Source organism: Candidatus Planktophila sp. (assembly GCA_030681675.1).
Classification (GTDB): domain Bacteria; phylum Actinomycetota; class Actinomycetes; order Nanopelagicales; family Nanopelagicaceae; genus Planktophila.
Genome location: JAUXRP010000015.1, coordinates 228,554 through 247,172, shown reverse-complemented (window position 1 = coordinate 247,172; position 18,619 = coordinate 228,554). Strand labels below are relative to the sequence as shown.

18 protein-coding genes and 1 tRNA gene are annotated in these 18,619 nt (G+C 46.7%); 6 read left to right on the top strand and 13 right to left on the bottom strand.

Annotated features, from left to right (window positions below; genetic code table 11):
* Positions 1 to 53: 53 nt before the first annotated feature.
* Positions 54 to 1,541 carry a glycerol kinase GlpK gene (glpK, locus tag Q8K48_04780; protein MDP1851713.1) on the top strand — a complete coding sequence of 496 codons (1,488 nt, stop codon included), beginning with the start codon at positions 54 to 56 and terminating at the stop codon, positions 1,539 to 1,541.
* On the opposite strand, the gene Q8K48_04775 is transcribed toward glpK, so the two are convergent.
* Positions 1,538 to 3,640, bottom strand: a complete 2,103-nt coding sequence (locus tag Q8K48_04775; GenBank protein MDP1851712.1) for an alpha-galactosidase — start codon at positions 3,638 to 3,640, stop codon at positions 1,538 to 1,540. The two genes, glpK and Q8K48_04775, sit on opposite strands and share 4 nt — an antisense overlap.
* Positions 3,641 to 3,660: 20 nt before the next feature.
* Here Q8K48_04775 and galT point away from each other — a divergent pair, with 20 nt between their 5' ends.
* From galT to galK, 3 genes are read left to right on the top strand one after another with little or no spacing between them, the layout of a single operon-like run.
* Positions 3,661 to 4,773 carry a galactose-1-phosphate uridylyltransferase gene (galT, locus tag Q8K48_04770; GenBank protein MDP1851711.1) on the top strand — a complete coding sequence of 371 codons (1,113 nt, stop codon included), beginning with the start codon at positions 3,661 to 3,663 and terminating at the stop codon, positions 4,771 to 4,773.
* 2 nt (positions 4,774 to 4,775) lie between these two features.
* A complete protein-coding gene (galE, locus tag Q8K48_04765) occupies positions 4,776 to 5,729 on the top strand; it encodes a UDP-glucose 4-epimerase GalE (GenBank protein ID MDP1851710.1) in 954 nt (317 codons plus the stop codon).
* A gap of 1 nt (position 5,730) precedes the next feature.
* Entirely contained in the window at positions 5,731 to 6,873 is a 1,143-nt protein-coding gene (gene galK / locus Q8K48_04760) for a galactokinase (protein ID MDP1851709.1), read from the top strand.
* On the opposite strand, the gene Q8K48_04755 is transcribed toward galK, so the two are convergent.
* From Q8K48_04755 to Q8K48_04710, 10 genes are all read right to left on the bottom strand, one after another.
* A complete protein-coding gene (locus Q8K48_04755; protein MDP1851708.1) occupies positions 6,857 to 7,096 on the bottom strand; it encodes a hypothetical protein in 240 nt (79 codons plus the stop codon). The genes galK and Q8K48_04755 overlap by 17 nt on opposite strands.
* A 65-nt stretch (positions 7,097 to 7,161) precedes the next feature.
* Entirely contained in the window at positions 7,162 to 8,268 is a 1,107-nt protein-coding gene (locus tag Q8K48_04750; protein ID MDP1851707.1) for a trypsin-like peptidase domain-containing protein, read from the bottom strand.
* A gap of 84 nt (positions 8,269 to 8,352) precedes the next feature.
* The gene (locus Q8K48_04745; GenBank protein ID MDP1851706.1) at positions 8,353 to 9,234 is read right to left on the bottom strand and encodes a Rieske 2Fe-2S domain-containing protein; all 882 of its coding nucleotides are present in this window, start codon (positions 9,232 to 9,234) and stop codon (positions 8,353 to 8,355) included.
* A 45-nt stretch (positions 9,235 to 9,279) separates the two neighbouring features.
* Positions 9,280 to 9,351: transfer RNA gene (locus tag Q8K48_04740), tRNA-Asn, on the bottom strand.
* A 60-nt stretch (positions 9,352 to 9,411) separates the two neighbouring features.
* Positions 9,412 to 11,250, bottom strand: a complete 1,839-nt coding sequence (gene dnaG, locus Q8K48_04735; protein ID MDP1851705.1) for a DNA primase — start codon at positions 11,248 to 11,250, stop codon at positions 9,412 to 9,414.
* Between the two features lie 9 nt (positions 11,251 to 11,259).
* Positions 11,260 to 12,477 carry a deoxyguanosinetriphosphate triphosphohydrolase gene (locus tag Q8K48_04730; GenBank protein ID MDP1851704.1) on the bottom strand — a complete coding sequence of 406 codons (1,218 nt, stop codon included), beginning with the start codon at positions 12,475 to 12,477 and terminating at the stop codon, positions 11,260 to 11,262.
* Entirely contained in the window at positions 12,474 to 13,127 is a 654-nt protein-coding gene (locus Q8K48_04725; protein MDP1851703.1) for a YdcF family protein, read from the bottom strand. Before Q8K48_04725 ends, Q8K48_04730 begins: the two co-directional genes overlap by 4 nt.
* On the bottom strand, positions 13,128 to 14,270 hold the full coding sequence (gene dusB, locus Q8K48_04720; GenBank protein ID MDP1851702.1) for a tRNA dihydrouridine synthase DusB: 1,143 nt from the start codon (positions 14,268 to 14,270) through the stop codon (positions 13,128 to 13,130).
* Positions 14,264 to 15,643, bottom strand: a complete 1,380-nt coding sequence (locus tag Q8K48_04715; protein ID MDP1851701.1) for a glycine--tRNA ligase — start codon at positions 15,641 to 15,643, stop codon at positions 14,264 to 14,266. Before Q8K48_04715 ends, dusB begins: the two co-directional genes overlap by 7 nt.
* Positions 15,644 to 15,709: 66 nt before the next feature.
* On the bottom strand, positions 15,710 to 15,979 hold the full coding sequence (locus Q8K48_04710) for an antibiotic biosynthesis monooxygenase family protein (protein ID MDP1851700.1): 270 nt from the start codon (positions 15,977 to 15,979) through the stop codon (positions 15,710 to 15,712).
* Between the two features lie 73 nt (positions 15,980 to 16,052).
* Between Q8K48_04710 and Q8K48_04705 the strand changes: the two genes are divergently transcribed.
* The gene (locus Q8K48_04705) at positions 16,053 to 16,793 is read left to right on the top strand and encodes a ZIP family metal transporter (GenBank protein MDP1851699.1); all 741 of its coding nucleotides are present in this window, start codon (positions 16,053 to 16,055) and stop codon (positions 16,791 to 16,793) included.
* Positions 16,790 to 17,155: a transcriptional repressor gene (locus tag Q8K48_04700; GenBank protein MDP1851698.1), complete on the top strand. Its 366-nt coding sequence runs from the start codon at positions 16,790 to 16,792 to the stop codon at positions 17,153 to 17,155. The genes Q8K48_04705 and Q8K48_04700 overlap by 4 nt, the downstream gene beginning before the upstream one ends.
* Before the next feature lie 3 nt (positions 17,156 to 17,158).
* Here Q8K48_04700 and Q8K48_04695 read toward each other — a convergent pair whose 3' ends face one another.
* Both Q8K48_04695 and recO read right to left on the bottom strand, forming a co-directional pair.
* A complete protein-coding gene (locus Q8K48_04695) occupies positions 17,159 to 17,863 on the bottom strand; it encodes an isoprenyl transferase (GenBank protein ID MDP1851697.1) in 705 nt (234 codons plus the stop codon).
* The gene (gene recO / locus Q8K48_04690; protein ID MDP1851696.1) at positions 17,860 to 18,591 is read right to left on the bottom strand and encodes a DNA repair protein RecO; all 732 of its coding nucleotides are present in this window, start codon (positions 18,589 to 18,591) and stop codon (positions 17,860 to 17,862) included. Before recO ends, Q8K48_04695 begins: the two co-directional genes overlap by 4 nt.
* Positions 18,592 to 18,619 lie beyond the last annotated feature (28 nt).

The window sequence follows — 18,619 nt, the reverse complement described above, 5'->3', positions numbered from 1 at the left end:
TTGCAGCCTTTGTAGAGTTAAGCCTAACCGAATAGAGACGGGTTTGCCTTATTGTGAGATACATCGGCAGTTTGGATCAAGGCACAAGTAGTACACGATTTATGATCTTTGACCATTCTGGAAAAGTTGTCGGACAGCACCAAGTGGAGCATCGTCAAATTCTTCCCCAAGCCGGCTGGGTCGAGCATAATGCCGCCGAAATTTGGGAGCGTACCCAGGAAGTAATATCTGCCGCATTGAGACAGGCCGATGTTTTGGGCTCGGATTTAGTGGCGATAGGAATCACAAATCAGCGTGAAACAACGGTCGTTTGGGATGCCGACACTGGGCGGCCCTTATCCAATGCCATCGTGTGGCAGGACACACGAACTACTAATTTTTTAGAGTCCCTGAGTGAGGGTGAGCGAAAACTCATCGTTTTCAAGACGGGCTTAACTATTGCGCCATATTTTGCTGGAAGTAAAATGAACTGGCTGTTAGAAAATGTTCCGGAAGCTCGCGGTGCCAGCGCTCGCTTTGGAACTATAGATTCCTGGCTACTCTGGAACTTAACCGGAGGAGTGCACGGTGGTGTTCACGCTACTGATGTCACGAATGCAAGCCGTACTTTGCTCATGAACCTTGAAACTCTGGACTGGGATGATGAGCTACTTTCAATTTTTGGCGTTACACGAAAGTCACTACCAGTTATTAAATCTTCATCGGAGACGTATGGGTTCACCGATCCCCACGGAGCCTTTGGTACAGCAATCCCAATCGCTGGAATTTTAGGTGATCAGCAGGCGGCAATGGTTGGCCAAGTTTGTTTCGAGCGCGGTGAATCAAAGACTACCTATGGCACAGGCAACTTTGCATTGCTCAATACTGGTACTGAAGTTGTGCGATCCAAAAATGGATTATTAACCACGGTTTGTTTTAAATTTGGCGATGAGCCGGCACGTTATGCTCTTGAAGGATCGGTTGCAGTTACCGGATCTGCCATCCAGTGGCTTAGAGATCAATTAGGCGTTATATCTAATGCAGCAGAGACTGAGACTTTAGCCTCCTCCGTTGCCGACACTGCAGGGGTTTATTTCGTCCCCGCTTTCTCAGGATTATTTGCTCCGTACTGGCGCAGCGATGCTCGCGGAGTCATTGTGGGTCTCACACGTGCGGCAACAAGGGCACACCTTGCACGTGCTGCTCTCGAGGCCATCTGTTATCAGACTCGTGATGTCATGGATGCGATGGTTGCCGACAGTGGCACGCCTATGAGTACGATGCGAGTAGACGGTGGAATAACAGCAAACTCTCTCTGCATGCAGATGCAGGCCGATATTATGGGCGTAGAGATTTCTAAACCATTAATTTCAGAGACAACTGCGCTTGGAGCTGCATATGCCGCTGGTTTAGCAGTAGGTTTTTGGGAATCAAAGGATGAAGTTCGCCGACAATGGCAAGAATCTCGTCGTTGGTCTCCAACTAGCACTTTTGAAACGCGTGAAATTGGTTATTCTCAGTGGAAAAAAGCCGTCGAACGCACGCTTAATTGGAGCGATTAAATCTCTGTAATCTCTATGAGAAATGCATTTGCCGGAGCAAGAATAGGTGCACTGACGCCAATGTGTGCCAATGCAGATCCTGAAAGTTTTATACCCTCCATCCAAAGCGGCGGAGAGATGAGCATAAAGCGAGGCTTTCCTGCCGGATAAACCGCCTTGATTGAATATGTAGCGCTCTGATTTAATCCGGGAAATTTCAATGGCGAAGGGTGAATGGCAACCGTTGGCGTTAACTGAACAAATGCAAAAATCCCTTGGGATTGATCGCGTGCGATTACACCATACAAATTACCGTGGACATCTGGATAATCGACACGAACCATTCGACCACTATGTAAGAGTCCTCGTTTAGTTTTGTAATAGGTCGCCCACGTCGCTAGATGTTGGAGTTCTTCATCCGTGGCCTCAGTAATGTTCCATTCAATTCCAGCATGGCCAAAAAGTGCAGTCGTCGCCCGCATTGATAATTCGAGAGTTCGACCAGTTTGATGGCCATGTGTGGGACCAATATGTGTTCCTAGCATTTCAGGGGGAATAACCTGAGCAGTCCATCGTTGAATTGTTTGACGTTCGAGCGCATCATTATTATCACTTGTCCAAAAGCGATCAACTAAATCTATAACACCTAAATCAATGCGTGCTCCTCCGGATGCACAAGACTCTATTTCTAATCCTGGATGGCGCGATTTTAACTCAGCAAATAAGCGGTAAATTGCTTGAGTTTGAGTTCGCACACCAGCATGACCTACGTGCCCAGCATCAACTAAAACTCGATTGTGATCCCATTTAATATATTCGATATTATGATTTTTTAAAATCTGCGATGTTTGTTCTAGTACATGGTTATAAGCACCCTCATGAGCTAAATCTAAAACAAGTTGGTGGCGCCATAAAGGTGGAATGCGATCGCCTTCATGCAAAATCCAATCCGGGTGAGCACGATACAAATCAGAGTCTTGATTGACCATTTCACCTTCAAACCACAAACCAAATTCAACTCCCTTCGAGTTTATGTATTCAATTATCGGGTTTAATCCGTTGGGCCAAACTTGCGAATCAATAACCCAATCGCCTAAACCGGCTCGATCGTTACGTCGAGAATGAAACCACCCATCATCTAAAACAACACGTTCAACTCCGATTTGAGCGGCCACATCAACTAACTCTCTTATAGCCTTCTCTTCATGATTAAAATAGAGGGCTTCCCACATATTGAGAGTGAGTGGGCGAGGACGTTTAGGGTGCATAGTCCGAGCACGAATGTGCGAGTGGAAAGCGGCACTAATTCCATCCAGGCCAGCATCTGAAAATACTGAAACTATGGACGGTGCTTTATATGTTTGTCCAGACGCTAAAACAACTTCGCCGGGCAGCAAAAGTTCGCCGGCACCAATAGATTGCTGCCCATCGAATCCGCGTTCGATTAAGTATTGAGAATTCCCACTCCAAGCAATGCTTGTTGCCCAAGCTGAGCCATTGTTGAAGTTAGTTTGCTTAGTTAAGGCGATTTCGGCAATTGAAAAATTGTGACCGCTTCTACCTTCTCGCGATTCGCGTATCCACGTGCCAATAGAGATATCGCGACGTTGGGGTTGACGTTCATTTGACCATCGACCAGCAAAATCTAAACTTTGATCTGCCTCTTGCGGCAATGGAAGCCAATGAATATATTCATTAAGGCAGTAATCGTTTTCACCGATATTTTTTACTGTCGCACTTTGGGTCAAAACACCGAATATATCTAAATCGAAGATAATAATAACTTCAAGTTCAGCGAAAAAATCGCGAAAGGTTACTGAGCAATGATTGTCAATATGGTGGAAATCCGTGACCTCAAACTTGGTTGACCATGCGCTCCCGCTTCGATGACCACTGAGTGTTGGCCGACCTAGGAATCCGCGTGCGCTCTCACGCATAATCCCTGAATTCGGCGATTGATCCCACGAGCTATTGGCAATTGAATGCTTCTGGGCAACTCCGATATCGGATATATTGCCAATGAGAGAGTGACCCCAATGGGCAATAACTAATGCGCCATCTCGCACTTCAAGAAGCAACGAACTGGTATCTGCGCTCAGAAGTGCCGATTGCTTAGTCACACAGGTAGAGTAACGACACTATGGCACAGAGTAAAAGACTCACTGCAGGCATCACGCGCAATAACCGAGAGATGGCCGATGGCCGAACAATTCGCTACTACGACACCGCAGGTCAATCACGTGTAGCAGTTGATCGACGCCCCGTCGAAGAACAGCCCGCTATTGGTGAACTTCGACTTGACGCTTTAGTTAATGAGTGGATTGCAATGGCTGCTCACCGTCAAGGGCGAATCTTTTTACCCCCCAAAGAACTCTGCCCACTGTGTCCATCAACTGGCGAGCTTTTAACTGAAGTACCGGAACAAGATTTTGAAGTTGTCGTCTTTGATAACCGCTCTCCTTCGCTTCGACCACCCTTTGGCGATTGGGCATTGCCTGATCTAGTAGGACCCGATACCGATACAGGAACAGCTGCTGGCAAATGTGAAGTAATTTGTTTCACGGCAGATCATGGAAAATCATTTAAAGATTTGACGCCTGCACGAGTACGGGTCTTACTCGAAGCATGGATTGATCGAAACGAAGAGCTATCACAAGTACCCTATATTGCACATATCGCACCTTTTGAAAACCGAGGCGAAGAGATTGGTGTCACTCTCTCCCACCCGCATGGGCAGATTTATGCATACTCTTATCTTCCACCCCGAGTTGAAAAAATGTTGGCCGCTGCAGTTGCGTATAAGAATTCAACCGGCAAAATCTTATTTGACGAAGTTATAGCCCGCGAAATTCGAGAGAAAGAACGCATTGTTGCTCAGAACGATCGCTGGATTGCATTTGTTCCGTATGCAGCACGCTACCCATTCGAAATTCATGTGGCGCCTCTCAATCCAGTGGCCGACTTGACCGGTCTAACGCAAGAGGACCGAACCGCCTTTCCTGAATTAGCGATAGAAATCATGAAGCGACTCGATGGCGTATTTGGAATCGAGATGGCCTACATAGCAGCGTGGCATCAAGCTCCTGTACACATTGGGCGCGATGTCTTGCGCCTACATTGGCAGATAACAAGTGTGCATCGGGCACCGGGAAAACTTAAATATCTGGCCGGTTCAGAGTCTGCGATGGGAGCATTTATTATGGACCTGCGTCCCGAAAAATCTGCAACTCAGCTTCGCGAAGTGGAGCTCTAATTATGCGCGTACTTGTAACTGGAGGAGCTGGCTATATTGGTTCGACGGCCGTTGAAATTATGCGCCACCAAGGATTTGAAATCAGCGTCTTGGATGATTGCAGCACGGGCCATGCCGACTCCGTACCTTCAGGCGTGCGCTTTGTTCAGGGATCACTCTTGCATGAAAACGAGATTGCCGAGGCGCTGATGGGTGTAGATGCCGTAATTCACTTTGCTGGTAAGTCGCTCGTTGGCGAGTCTGTAGAGAAACCTGATTTGTATCAAAGTGTAAATGTCGGTGGAACACGAAATCTACTTGATGGAATGCACACGGCGGGCGTTAAGAAAATAGTATTTTCATCTTCGGCGGCAACATATGGAGAACCTGCAGTAATTCCAATAAAGGAAAGTGCGCAGACTTCACCAACTAATCCCTACGGTGCAACTAAATTAGAGATCGATCACATGATCCATACTGAGGCAGAACAACACAACATCGCCGCGGTTTCGCTTCGTTATTTTAATGTCGCAGGCGCGCTCAAATGTGATAGAGGATGGTTAGCAGAGCGCCATAATCCTGAAACTCACTTGATTCCAAATGTACTTCGAAGTTCAAGTGATAATCCGGTAAGAATCTTTGGAGGCGATTGGCCTACACCAGATGGCACCTGCATTCGTGATTACGTTCATGTAATTGACTTAATCGATGCCCATATTAAAGCGCTCAACTCCCTCGAAAATGGCGTACACGAGATTTATAATCTAGGAAGTGGTGATGGATATTCAGTTCGACAGGTTATCGCTGCGGCAGCAAAAGCCAAGGGGCAAGAGATACCAACTATTGATTCACCTCGGCGTGCCGGAGATCCAGCGGTTTTAATTGCAGATATTAGTAAGGCTAGAAAAATTCTTGGGTGGAGCCCATCGAGGGGAATTAATGAGATGGTTTCTGACACTTTGGCTTCATTTGACTAGTATGTCGAATTCAAAAATTGAAAGGGAGTTTGTTCGTACTTTCGGTAAGGCACCGGAGGTTATTGCGGCAGCGCCAGGCCGAGTTAATTTAATTGGCGAACATATTGATTACAGCGATGGCTATGTCCTTCCCTTTGCGATTGCAGATCGAACGTACGCAGCTATCGGTAAACGCTCAGATAACTTAGTGCGGATTGCATCTGTCCAACGTAGAAATTCAACCATCACTATTAAAGTTGATGAGATTCAACCTGAACGTAAAGGCTCGTGGGAACGTTATGTTTTAAGCGTTATGTGGGCGATGGAGATAAGACATGGGGTCGATGTCATGATCGATGGACATGTGCCTCTCGGTGCCGGTCTATCTTCTTCAGCGGCACTGGAGTGCAGCGTTGCAACTGCCCTCAACGATTTATTTTCGTGCGGCTTTGATTTAGAATCTTTAGCAAGACTGACCCAAAGGGGCGAGAATGAATATGTAGGCGTTCCATGCGGAATTATGGATCAATCCGTCTCCTTAATGGCCAAAAGTGGTTCAGCGCTCTTGTTAGATTGCCGCGACTTAACATCGCGAAACGTTGCATTCGATGTCGCATCGCACGGACTTGAACTTCTTATTATCGATACTCAAGCCCACCACTCCTTAACCGATGGTGGGTATGCAGAGCGTCGCGCATCATGTGAGCGAGTTGTTACCAAACTATCCATTAGGTCTATGCGTGAATTAACTTTAGAAAAACTTGAAGAAGCCAAAGATGTACTGACTGAGGTTGAATTCATCCGGGCACGTCATGCAGTAACTGAAATTGCGCGTGTTTTAGATGCAGTTTTCGCTCTGGAGGCCAAGAATTTTAAGCGACTCGGAGAACTTCTCAATGCATCGCACGCATCTTTACGCGATGATTATGCAGTTTCTTGTCCAGAACTTAACACAGCCGTTGATGCATCTCTGTCTGCCGGTGCACTTGGTGCTCGAATGGTAGGCGGGGGTTTTGGTGGGAGTGCAATCGCATTGATTGAAGCAAAAAAAACCCAAGCAACGATTCAAGCCGTTGAGAGCGGCTTTGCCAGTAAGAAATTTAAAGCCCCACGTTTTTTTACTTCACTTCCAAGCCAAGGTGCAGAGATTATTCAACGGGGTTAATAGAGATAACTTCAACGCCACCGATTGAGTTAAGTAGCTCAATTAAGTCAGTTGGATCACTGCCAGGAACAGCAACAGTAATATCATCAAAGCCACGTCCCCCTTCGGACTTAAGAACAACGAGCTCTCTTATATCTCCACCTGCAGCACCAATGGCAGATGCAAGTAGACCTAAAGATCCAGGGCGATCCGGAAGAGCTACGTTAAGACGAAATAGAGCCATGGATAGATACTATCCTGACCCTATTTCGTCTACGTTACAGATTTCTTACAACTGGAGTTTCCACCTTAGTTTGATGGAGCTGAGCCGAGAAGAACTTTGAAGCTCTTCGCTCCCCCAGTCGGTAAATCAACAACGACGGTGACGGTAGTTCCAGGTGCATATGAACGTATTCGAACGATAGCTCCAACGGGATCGGCGATCTTTACACCATCAATCGACCTAATTACCGAACCTGCTGGAATGCCCGCCTTTTCAGCGCCCTCCCCAGGACTCAATCTTAGAATTCTTGCACCAGTGCCTGTGAAGGTTGCATCAAAAAAGATTCCCAAAACCGGTCTCGTTGATTTACCTGTCTGGATTAACTCATCAACAACACGTTTGGCCTCGTTAATGGGTATAGAAAATCCGAGTCCAATATTTCCGGCAGTACCATCGTTCGATAGAGATGCAATCGCGGAGTTAACTCCAATGATTCGACCCGAAGAGTCAAGAAGTGCGCCACCTGAGTTACCTGGATTAATCGCGGCATCGGTTTGAATCGCATTAACGTAAGACTCAGCGCCTAAAGTTCCTGCTGTTACAGGGCGATTGAGCGCTGAAACGATTCCGCTGGTAACGGTGCTAGCTAACCCAAGTGGAGAACCGATGGCAACGACCGCCTCACCCACACTAATTTTAGAGGAATCACCAATGCTAATAATGGGAAGATTTCCTTTGTCTACTTTTAGGACGGCTATATCGTATGTTGAATCGCGACCTACAATTGTTGCCGGAGATGTATCTCCATTTGAAAGTTCAACTAAGATTGTTCCAGTCGTTGCCGCATTTTCTATCACATGACTATTGGTAATAATGTAAGAAGTTGTTGAGTTGCTCTGATAAATAGAGCCAGAGCCCGTGCCTGAACCATTAATCGATGTGACTTTTATTGATACAACCGATGGAGTTACAAGAGCTGCAATTGACTTAACATCAATGGTCGACCCACCTAAAGTAACTAGAGTGCGAGATGCGGGGCAAGTTCCATTGCTTGATAAATACAAAACTTGAGTCCTTTTATCGACACAGGCCTTGGTTCCAAGTGGCTCACTTGTAGCCGCCGTTGCAACCCCGCCAACTACGGTTGCACCTAATAAGAAACCAACCCCTAGTTTGGCCATACTTGACTTCATGATTTATCCTCATTTCTTTGCCACCGATTGTATAAAGAGATTGTGAGAAGCGCTTTAAAGTTTACTGAGACTTAGGGTAAAAAATTAAACGAGTACTACCCAGGCTCCTTCGATTACCACTTTAACAGAGGGCAGCTTAGAAGTAGCAGGACCAGCAATTACATTGGCAGATTTAAAGGGGTCAAATTTAGAGCCATGACATGGACACTTGAGTGTTTTACTCGAAGGAAAGTAGGAAACAGTGCAACCTTGGTGTGTACATATGGCAGAGTATGCAAAGACACCGGTCTTGGTTCTAAATAGAATTGCGGGTGCGCCATTTGCCAACGCGAAGTTTTTGGTGGCCCCTACTTTAAGTGCAGTCAGTTTCACAATTCTTACCTTAGTTGCCGCCGAGGCGTTATCTTGATTGGAATTTGGAGTAAAGAACTTTCCAACACCAGCAAAAGCAATAGCTAGAGTTCCGATGATTCCAACGCGCATAACGCCTCTACGCTCAAGCGACATAGCAAAACCCTTTCGATTATTTTTAATGAGAAGTAAGTAGGACAACCAGAGAACTGCATATGCGGTATCACTAGCCAAAAAATACGGATCCACATAGAAACTACTGGCTAGCCACAATCCAACTGACATTGAAAAGCCTCCAAAAGCGGCCATGGTTGGAACTACCCAAAAAATCGTCGCCAATCCAATTGCGAACTCGGATATCATCACGAAAATGCCGACCTGAACTGAGTTTTCAATGAGCCTTTCAAGTACAAATCCAATGGGTGATTGAGTTGAATAGCCAGTGAGTTGAGTGCCTATGAAAGTCGTGGAGCCAGCCTTTAAAAAGCCAGGATCTGTGGCCTTATTCCACGCGGCAAATAACCAGGTAAATCCAAGCCAGAAACGTATTATTCGAGTAGGCCATAATTGAGATTGCCATGAAGCCGCAGCCGCCCTAAAGAATCTAAGATTCATGGAGGAAATAGTAAGGGCAAGGGGACGGTCCCGCGATAAATTGCGCTCCCTGACTTGGATTCGAACCAAGAACCTGCCGGTTAACAGCCGGCTGCTCTGCCATTGAGCTATCAGGGATCAATGAGTACGAGCGCAAACTCTAGCGCACGGGGGGCGTTCTTCGAAAATTGAGAGTAATTAAAGGCTTCCAAGGGCTAAATCATGCAACGAACGGCGTTTACTCTCAAGGGCAACTAGAGCGCCAAATGCTGCGCTATATTCGATTTCATTCTCAACTGGATTAAGCCGTTGGAGGCTCGATTTTAGTTCAGCGATAGATCGAGAGATCGCAACTTCACGTAAGCGAGCAATAATACTTGCAACATACATGGCCGTTGGTTTGCCATCGGCGCGAATCGGCTCAACTGTTAATTCAGTGAAAAGCGTTTTAATTTTTTCATCGGAGATTGAATCCATTGAAAGAGTTGGTTTCTTATCGATTGTTTTTCTCATCTCGCGGTATGCCGGGTGAGTAAAAGCATCTTGCTCAATATCGCTCCAAAGGCTCTCGGTGAAAAGCTGGGGCTCTTGCAAACGGGCTTTGAGAACCTCGCGCTCTAAAATTAATCGAGCATCATTAGCATCTGGCCGCCAATTATTATCTTCATGAGAATTCCCAGATGCGGCTTCAGCGCGAAGAGGTAATTTTACTCCTTGAGAAACCGCAGCTGAAACTATTTCGACTTCCACACCTAACCATCCGGCCAGCAAACGTGTGTATTCGGGACGAAGAGATTTATCGCGGATTTGAGCCACTAAAGGCGCAGCGGCGTTGAGTGCATTGATGCGGCCTTCCGCTGAATCTAACTTGTGATGTGCTAGTTCGCTGCGAATCGCAAACTCAAATAATGGGACGCGCCTGGCAATTAAATCCCTTAGTGCTAAATCACCTTTTTGCTGGCGTAGATCACACGGATCTAAACCATCGGGTTCGATAGCAACAAAAGTTTGAGTGACAAACTTCTGATCTTCGGTAAAAGCACGAAGCGCCGCTTTTTGCCCAGCTGTATCACCATCAAAGGTAAAGATAACTTCGCCTCTAAATGAATCATCATCCATTAACAATCTACGTAAAATTCTTATATGGTCGGCGCCAAATGCTGTCCCGCACGTCGCAACTGCCGTGGTTATCCCAGCAAGATGGGCAGCCATAACATCGGTGTAGCCCTCCACTATGACGGCTTGGCGCTTCTTTGCAATCTCTTTTTTAGCAACATCTAAACCATACAAAACCTGACTTTTTTTATAGACAGGCGTCTCTGGAGTATTTAAATATTTAGGCCCTTGGTCTTCGGTATCACTTGCTAATTTGCGTGCACCGAATCCAACAACATCACCTGAAATATCACGTATCGGCCACGTTAAGCGATTTCGAAATCTATCAATGGGGCCGCGTTGACCCATCTTTGATAATCCAGCGACCTCTAACTCGTCAGTTGTGTAGTCCATTGCTCGCAAATGCTTAGTGAGCGCATCCCATTCATCTGGGGCAAAACCAACACCGAACTGTATGCAGGCGGCTTTATCGAAGCCGCGCTTGGTTAATAAGTCGCGACCGTGTTGGGCGTTAGGGCTATTGAGTTGTGTTTGGTAAAACTTAGCGGCCTCGGTATTAACGGCGATCAAGCGTGAGCGAGCTCCGGCTGAATAAGTTGGAGAATGGCCGCTTCCTTCTTCATATCGAAGCGTGTAACCCAAACGATCGGCCAAGCGTTCAATTGTCTCCGTAAATGTTAAGTGATCTATTTTCATTAAGAAGGCGATGACATCACCACCGCTCTGGCAACCAAAGCAGTGAAAATATCCCTTACTTGGGGTTACATGAAAAGAGGGTGATTTCTCGTCATGAAAAGGGCACAGACCTTTCTTCTGTCCGCCGCCGGCGCTTTTTAACTGAACATAATCTCCAACAATCTCATCTATGGGTGCGCGATCTCGGATATATGCAACATCTTCGTCTCGAATACGCCCGCTCATAAGCTCACTTTAGCAATTTGCCAATAGGCGTGCATGTAAGACATACGCCCCAGGGTCGGTTAAGGCGGCGACTTGGTCGATTATTACACGCATGCGTGAGGTTTCATCAGCGGCCTCATTCCATGCTTTTATGAAAATCGAATCAAGTTCGCGCGGAGCACATTCTGTAAGCATCTCCACTAATTGCGCGATGATGATTTGTTGTTTTGCATATCGATCTTGTGAATGCGCGGCGTTAATTAAGTAATGCCCAGCTATAGCTTTGAGGAAATCAACCTCCACAACTTGATCACGTGGGATTTCAAGATTAGCTGAGTATCGCGAGAGGGGGCCATCACCATAAACTCTACGTGTTTCAACTTCGGCGGCAAGTACGAATCGACCAATTAACTGTGAAGTGGAGTCCTTTAACCTTGCTAAAGAGCGAAGAGTTCCATCGTAGTAATGTGGCCAGGCAGAAAGTGCCGCTAGACGTTTATGTGCATCGGCGGCCTCTTGCTCGGTTGCATCACTTCCGTAATCTTTTATCATCACGTCGTAAATTTGCGCCAAATCTCCTTCAAAGTTTTTGACCGAAATTTGGTCGACAAAGATCGCATCCTCTAAATCATGGACAGAATAAGCGCAATCATCCGACCAATCCATAATCTGAGCTTCAATACACTTCTTACCTACCGGTGCGCCAGTGCGCATCCAGTTAAAGACTTCAATATCATCTTCATAGACACCGAATTTTCGCGGGTTGTGCGAACGTGGCCATGGGTATTTTGTGGCACCATCTAGTGAGGCTCGAGTTAGATTTAAACCAATACTTTTACCATCTCCATCAACGGTCTTTGCCTCGAGGCGGACTAATAATCTAAAGCTCTGTGCATTTCCCTCGAATCCACCGAACTCTTTAGATATGTGCGCGAGAGCTTCTTCCCCATTGTGGCCGAAAGGTGGATGTCCTAAATCATGGGATAAACAAGCAGTGTCCTGTAAATCCGGATCGGCCCCAAGTGACTCACCTAATTCGCGTCCAATCTGTGCGCACTCTAGTGAATGAGATAGGCGTGTACGTTGAAAATCATTTTCCCAAGGCACTGCAACTTGGGTCTTGGCCGCTAATCTTCGTAGCGAAGCCGAGTGAATAACGCGCGCGCGATCTCGCATGAACTCAGTGCGTCCTGGACGTTTTGCCGGTTCATTTAAAAAGCGTTCCTTATCCTCTTCTCTATACGTCACGGCTTAACCTTAGTGAGGATATCTACGCCCGGTAAATGATCACTCACTTGTATGCCTCGACGCCCAAAGGTTATATATACCAAATATGCCCCAGCTTCACGAAGTAAATACTTGTATCCTGAGTTTGAAATCGTATTAGGACCGGTCTGCACCGGCGAGCAAGTACTAACTATCCCTTGATCATTTGCCATTGTCATTGCGCGTTGGCAGTGAAATGGATCGGTCACGATAATGACATCGCTAACCATTTCTTTTTTCATTTGCGCTGCGTAGGCCTTAGTACTCACTAAAGTGTCACGTCCCACTTCAATCGCAATAATTTTCGATGATGGAACTCCATGTGTTCGTAGCCATGCTTTACCTGATGCCGCCTCAGTCGTGCGATCTCCTGGGGCACCCGCACCAACGGTAATTATTCTTGGTGCAAGACCTAAATCAAAGATTCGCTTAGCTTCAATTAAACGTGCCTCTAAAGCATCCCCAGGTCTTCCATTCAACTGTGCAGCCCCTAAAACAACGATGACATCGGCGCTTCGGACAATTGGATTGTGTGCAGCTCGCCAGACTTTATTAACGGCGTAGCCAGGTGCGATTAGAGCGATGATAATTATCAGAGTCAATAAGCGGCCGATCCAGCGAAATAAAAACATCTATCCCCCTGAAAACGCATCTTCGAGTTCGACATGAACTAGCTCATCGGGATCATTGAGCCATCCATCTGGCAATGTTGGTGGGCGAGAATGGGTTGTTCGCCCCCGTGGCTTATCTCCAACTTCAGTTGGATATGGCTGATCTTCTAATTGATCGAGCAAGCCACGCATTTCCTCTAATGAACTTACCATCCCTAAATCGTGACGAATTTCGCGTGGAACTCGAAAGCCCTTTAAGTACCAAGCCATATGTTTACGCATGTCGCGCATTCCTCGATCCTGCGACTCTAAATACTCAACAATTAAATTTGCATGGCGAAACATTACTTCTCGAACTTGATGAAGTGTGGGCGTCATCTCTTTATCGCTGCCTTGCAAAGCCGATACTAAATCGGCAAATAACCATGGTCGTCCTAAGCATCCTCGCCCAACTACTACGCCAGCACATCCTGTTTCGGCCACCATATGCACGGCATCTCGGCCGGACCAGATATCGCCATTGCCTAAAACTGGTGTTCCACTTGGCTTTAAGTGCTCTACGAGGCGAGTTATCGCCGACCAATCAGATTTACCCTCATACATTTGAGCGGCGGTCCGTGCATGAAGTGCGACCCAAGCCACACCTAAATCTGCCGCCGATTGCGCCGCCTCTAAATAAGTATGGTGATCGCTATCGATTCCGATACGCATTTTTACCGTAACTGGGATTCCAAATGGCTTAGCCGCCTCAACTGCGGCTTGAACTATATGTGAAAATAGTCTTCTTTTATATGGAAGTGCTGCGCCGCCACCTTTGCGCGTAACTTTTGGAACAGGGCATCCAAAGTTCATATCGATGTGATCGGCAAGGTTCTCTTTACCTATTATTGTTACCGCCGCTCGCATCGTCGTTGGATCAACGCTGTATAACTGAACAGAACGGGGCCACTCACCTTTACCTGGCACAATCATTCGCAAAGTTTCAGGGCGACGCTCTACTAGCGCGCGTGCCGTAACCATTTCAGAAACAAATAACCCGGCACCTTGTTCACGACAGAGTGTACGAAATGGTGCATTTGTTATTCCAGCCATAGGTGCAAGAACAACCGGTGGATCAATGTAATGATCTCCGCTTGCCAGAGGCAGTAGAAGTGGTTTTAGCAACCTAGTAAACGTGCTGCAAGCCAAGCCTCGACATGGTCTATGCCGATACGCTCTTGTGCCATCGTGTCGCGTTCGCGAATTGTGACTGCATTATCTTCTAAACTTTCAAAGTCGATGGTAATGCAGTACGGCGTTCCGATTTCATCTTGTCGGCGGTAGCGACGACCGATTGCACCGGCATCATCAAAGTCGATGTTCCAGTTCTTGCGCAACGCGGCCGCCAAATCACGGGCTTTAGGTGATAAATCGGCGTTACGAGAAAGCGGTAAAACTGCGACTTTGATTGGCGCTAAACGATAGTCGAGCTTTAAAACGGCTCGCTTTTCCATCTCACCTTTGCTATTTGGTGCCTCATCTTCAGTGAAGGCATCCATCAAGAAGGTAAGCGTGCAGCGATCTACGCCGGCTGCGGGTTCGATGACAAATGGTGTCCAACGTTCACCCTTTTCTTGATCAAAATATGAGAGCTCTTTGCCTGAGGCAGCAGAATGCGCCTTTAAATCAAAGTCCGTGCGGTTAGCGATACCCTCAAGCTCGCCCCATTCGGTACCTGTGAATTCAAATTTGTATTCAATATCAGAAGTGCGCTTTGAGTAGTGCGAAAGTTTTTCTTGTGGGTGATCATAGATGCGTAAGCGCTCCGGATTAATTCCAAGATCTACATACCAGGCCAAACGGGTATCGATCCAGTATTGATGCCAATCCTCATCGGTACCTGGCACCACAAAAAACTCCATCTCCATCTGCTCAAATTCACGAGTACGAAAAATAAAGTTTCCTGGAGTAATTTCATTGCGGAATGATTTACCAATCTGGCCAATTCCAAATGGTGGTTTCTTGCGCGATGTTGTCATTACCTGATCAAAGTTAATAAAAATACCTTGCGCAGTTTCTGGACGCAAGTAAGCCAGCCCTGATTCATCTTCAACTGGTCCAAGGTAGGTTTTTAACATTCCGCTGAATTGTTTTGGCTCAGTGAACTGGCCTTTATTGCCACATGCTGGACAGTTAATCTCCGCCAACGAGCTGGCCTCTTTTTTATGCTTGGCCTCAAAGGCCTCCATTAAATGATCTGCGCGATAACGTTTATGGCATGCGGTGCATTCGGTCAGAGGATCGCTAAAGGTTGCAATGTGACCAGACGCTTCCCACACTTCTTTAGCTAAAATTATGCATGAATCAATTCCAACTACATCTGCTCGCCCAGTAACCATGGCTTTCCACCACTGACGCTTAACATTATTTTTTAGCTCAACACCTAAAGGGCCATAATCCCATGATGCTCGAAGTCCGCCATAAATTTCAGATGATGGATAGACAAAGCCTCTACGTTTTGCGAGGGCTACGATATTTTCTAAGCGATCCGTTGCCATGAATTCTGCTCCGTCCGGCTGGATGTCGGCGAAAAGCAACGAGCGTTACTTTGCGTAGCTCAAAGTTTACTCGTACGCGCCAGGTTCATCGATTGCACGGGCTAAAATTGGAATTGCCTCTAGCTTGGCACGGGTTGAATTAAGCGCTCTTCGATATGATCCGACATTTTCCCACTTAGTTAATAAGTGCCAGAGCGTTGGGTCATCAAGGTTTTGGCCGATTACTCCATCGATAAATCCAGGTGCTTGGGCTAAAACACTTTTGAGCCCTTCCAATTCAGAGCGAAACTCTCGTGCTTGGCCAAGTGGAATAGAGAAACGGGCGATTGCATGCATGGTGTGAGCCTAGTGGTGGGTGATTTGGTCAATTGAAAATGATAATCATTTTCATTTGTGCTAGGGTCAGGCTATGAATATTGCAATCGGACTGGCCGCCCTGACGGCTATCGCTACCGCTGCTGGTGGATTCCTAGCTATACGTTCACGAGATCGACTCCATCTAGTTCTCGGTCTTTCAGCTGGATTACTCCTTGGACTAGTCGCCTTCGATCTCTTACCTGAAGTTTTCGAACTCAACACCAGCACCTTTGGCAATGTTCGTGTCGTTGCAATTGCATTTGTTCTTGGTTTTCTCGCCCTTCACTTTGCTGAGCAGATTTTTGGTTCCCACGAACCTGCAGAGTCTGATTACGGGCATGAACACAATCACTCTGTAAATATCGCCGGAACTCTCGGGGCATTGGCGATGGGTGGACATGTCTTTTTGGATGGCGTTGCATTGGGACTATCTTTCAAGATTAGCAATTCGCTAGGGCTGGCCGTATTTATCGCAATTTTGTCCCACGCATTTTCCGACGGCCTCAACACCGTCTCTCTTTTAATTAGGAGCCGGCACTGGACCAAGAGGGCAATTGCATTATTAGCCCTCGATGCCATCATGCGAGTTAGCGGTGCCGCCCTCGGAACATATCTTGTAATTAGCGAAGCCTCATTAGCCCTCTACTTAGCAATGTTTTCAGGCTTTGTTATCTATCTGGCAACATCACACATTCTGCCCGAAGCTCACTCGCGTCACCCTTCCAAGATGACGATGTTAGCAACGGTAATTGGAGTGGTATTTATGTGGCTCATTGTTGGGAATATTGGTTGAGTCGATCTAATCCTCGAGTTCTACATACTCTTGAAAACGCAGGCGGATTTGCAAGCGCTCAAGAGGTATATCAGCTCATGCAACGTGAAGGTCAAAGCATTGGACTCACAACTGTTTATCGTACCCTTCAATCACTTGTTAATGAAAAAATCGTAGACATCTTGCGACGTGAAGATGGAGAAGCGATCTACCGATTATGCGGAGATACCCATCACCACCATATTGTGTGTAAAGGCTGCGGAGATACCATCGAAATTGAGGGCGGAGCAGTTGAAAAATGGGCACAGTCACTGGCGGCAGAACATGGTTATAGAGATGTAGGGCACTCTGCAGAGATTTTTGGTCTCTGCCCTAAGTGCTAAATTCTACGCTTTTCCGAATCTACGTTCGCGTTTTGAATACTCTTCGATAGCTTTCCACAGAGTTTTACGTGTGACATCGGGCCACAAAACATCCATGAAAACTAACTCGGCGTAGACCGATTGCCATGGCAAAAAATTACTGGTGCGTTGTTCGCCTGAGGAGCGCAAAAATAGATCCACATCGCTCATGGTTGGTGAATCTAAATACTTTGCAAAAGTTTTTTCGGTTATTGAATCAGCCATCACTTTTCCACGCTTTACATCACGAGCAAGTTCTGTTGCAGCATCAACAATCTCTGAACGGCCGCCATAATTAACGCACATATTTAACGTCAGAGCTTTGTTCCTCTTAGTTAACTCTTCTGCCGCTTCAAGTTCATTAATAACGCTGCTCCATAGCCGCTTTGGCCGCCCGACCCAGCGCACTCGCACGTCCATCTCGTTCATCTCATCGCGACGACGTCGAATAACATCACGGTTAAAACCCATTAAAAATTTAACTTCCTCGGGTGATCTGCGCCAATTTTCAGTTGAAAATGCGTATGCGCTAATCTCTTTTACTCCGTATTCAATTGCACCGGCCACCACGTCAAAGAGTGCCGCCTCCCCTGCCTCATGACCTGCAGTGCGAGCCAATCCCCGTTGTTTAGCCCAACGACCATTTCCATCCATAACTATCGCTACGTGATGTGGAATATGTAGGCTCATGCGCGTTCCACCATCGGCAAACTCCTTAAACCCCGCTCAAGATGCCATTGTAAATATGCCGCGATTAAACCACTAGCCTCTCTGCGAAACTTTCCAGCAGTTGCAGAGGCAATCTCCCAATCACTTCTAAGCAATGCATCCATGTGCAGCAGAGTTTCAGCTGCAGGAGTTGCGCAGGCTGAAGGTCTGCAATCTGCACAGACCGATCCGCCGCCGATCAATGAAAAGTAGCGATGCGGTCCAGGCTTTCCGCAATTTGAACATGCAGTCATAGATGGTGCATACCCTGCGACATCTAATGAACGTAACAAGAAAGCATCCAGAATGAGCAAAGGTTCGTAGCGATTTTCGGCCAAAACTTTCATTGCTCCGACAACTAATCCGAACTCTTTTACTGCAGGTTCGTGTTCATTGGGACTAAATCGTTCGGCTGCTTCCAAAATCGCTGAGGCCACCGTCCAGCGCTGATAATCATTTGTCAAAGCTTCTCCGTAGTTCATCATCGCTTCTACTTGCGTGATGGTGTCAAATGTTTTTCCAACGTAGAGTTGAATATCGATATGACTTCCAGGTTCAAGGCGGGCACCAAACTTAGACATTGTGCGTCGTACGCCCTTAGCAACCCCGCGAATTCTTCCGTGATCGCGCGTTAAAAGTGTGATGATGCGATCGGCTTCTCCGAGTTTTTGGGTACGCAGAACAATGGCTTCATCCCTATATAAACTCATACAGGTAAAGGTAGTGCCAAGACGTCGA

Excerpts from the sequence above, each read along its gene's own strand:
- Q8K48_04725 (MDP1851703.1), bottom strand. The coding sequence starts at position 13,127 with ATGTTTTTATTTCGCTGGATCGGCCGCTTATTGACTCTGATAATTATC.
- dnaG (MDP1851705.1), bottom strand. The coding sequence starts at position 11,250 with ATGAGCGGGCGTATTCGAGACGAAGATGTTGCATATATCCGAGATCGC.
- Q8K48_04705 (MDP1851699.1), top strand. The coding sequence starts at position 16,053 with ATGAATATTGCAATCGGACTGGCCGCCCTGACGGCTATCGCTACCGCT.
- Q8K48_04750 (MDP1851707.1), bottom strand. The coding sequence starts at position 8,268 with ATGAAGTCAAGTATGGCCAAACTAGGGGTTGGTTTCTTATTAGGTGCA.
- galE (MDP1851710.1), top strand. The coding sequence starts at position 4,776 with ATGCGCGTACTTGTAACTGGAGGAGCTGGCTATATTGGTTCGACGGCC.
- Q8K48_04745 (MDP1851706.1), bottom strand. The coding sequence starts at position 9,234 with ATGAATCTTAGATTCTTTAGGGCGGCTGCGGCTTCATGGCAATCTCAA.
- Q8K48_04715 (MDP1851701.1), bottom strand. The coding sequence starts at position 15,643 with ATGGCAACGGATCGCTTAGAAAATATCGTAGCCCTCGCAAAACGTAGA.
- galT (MDP1851711.1), top strand. The coding sequence starts at position 3,661 with ATGGCACAGAGTAAAAGACTCACTGCAGGCATCACGCGCAATAACCGA.
- recO (MDP1851696.1), bottom strand. The coding sequence starts at position 18,591 with ATGAGTTTATATAGGGATGAAGCCATTGTTCTGCGTACCCAAAAACTC.
- Q8K48_04695 (MDP1851697.1), bottom strand. The coding sequence starts at position 17,863 with ATGAGCCTACATATTCCACATCACGTAGCGATAGTTATGGATGGAAAT.
- Q8K48_04755 (MDP1851708.1), bottom strand. The coding sequence starts at position 7,096 with ATGGCTCTATTTCGTCTTAACGTAGCTCTTCCGGATCGCCCTGGATCT.
- Q8K48_04710 (MDP1851700.1), bottom strand. The coding sequence starts at position 15,979 with ATGCATGCAATCGCCCGTTTCTCTATTCCACTTGGCCAAGCACGAGAG.
- galK (MDP1851709.1), top strand. The coding sequence starts at position 5,731 with ATGTCGAATTCAAAAATTGAAAGGGAGTTTGTTCGTACTTTCGGTAAG.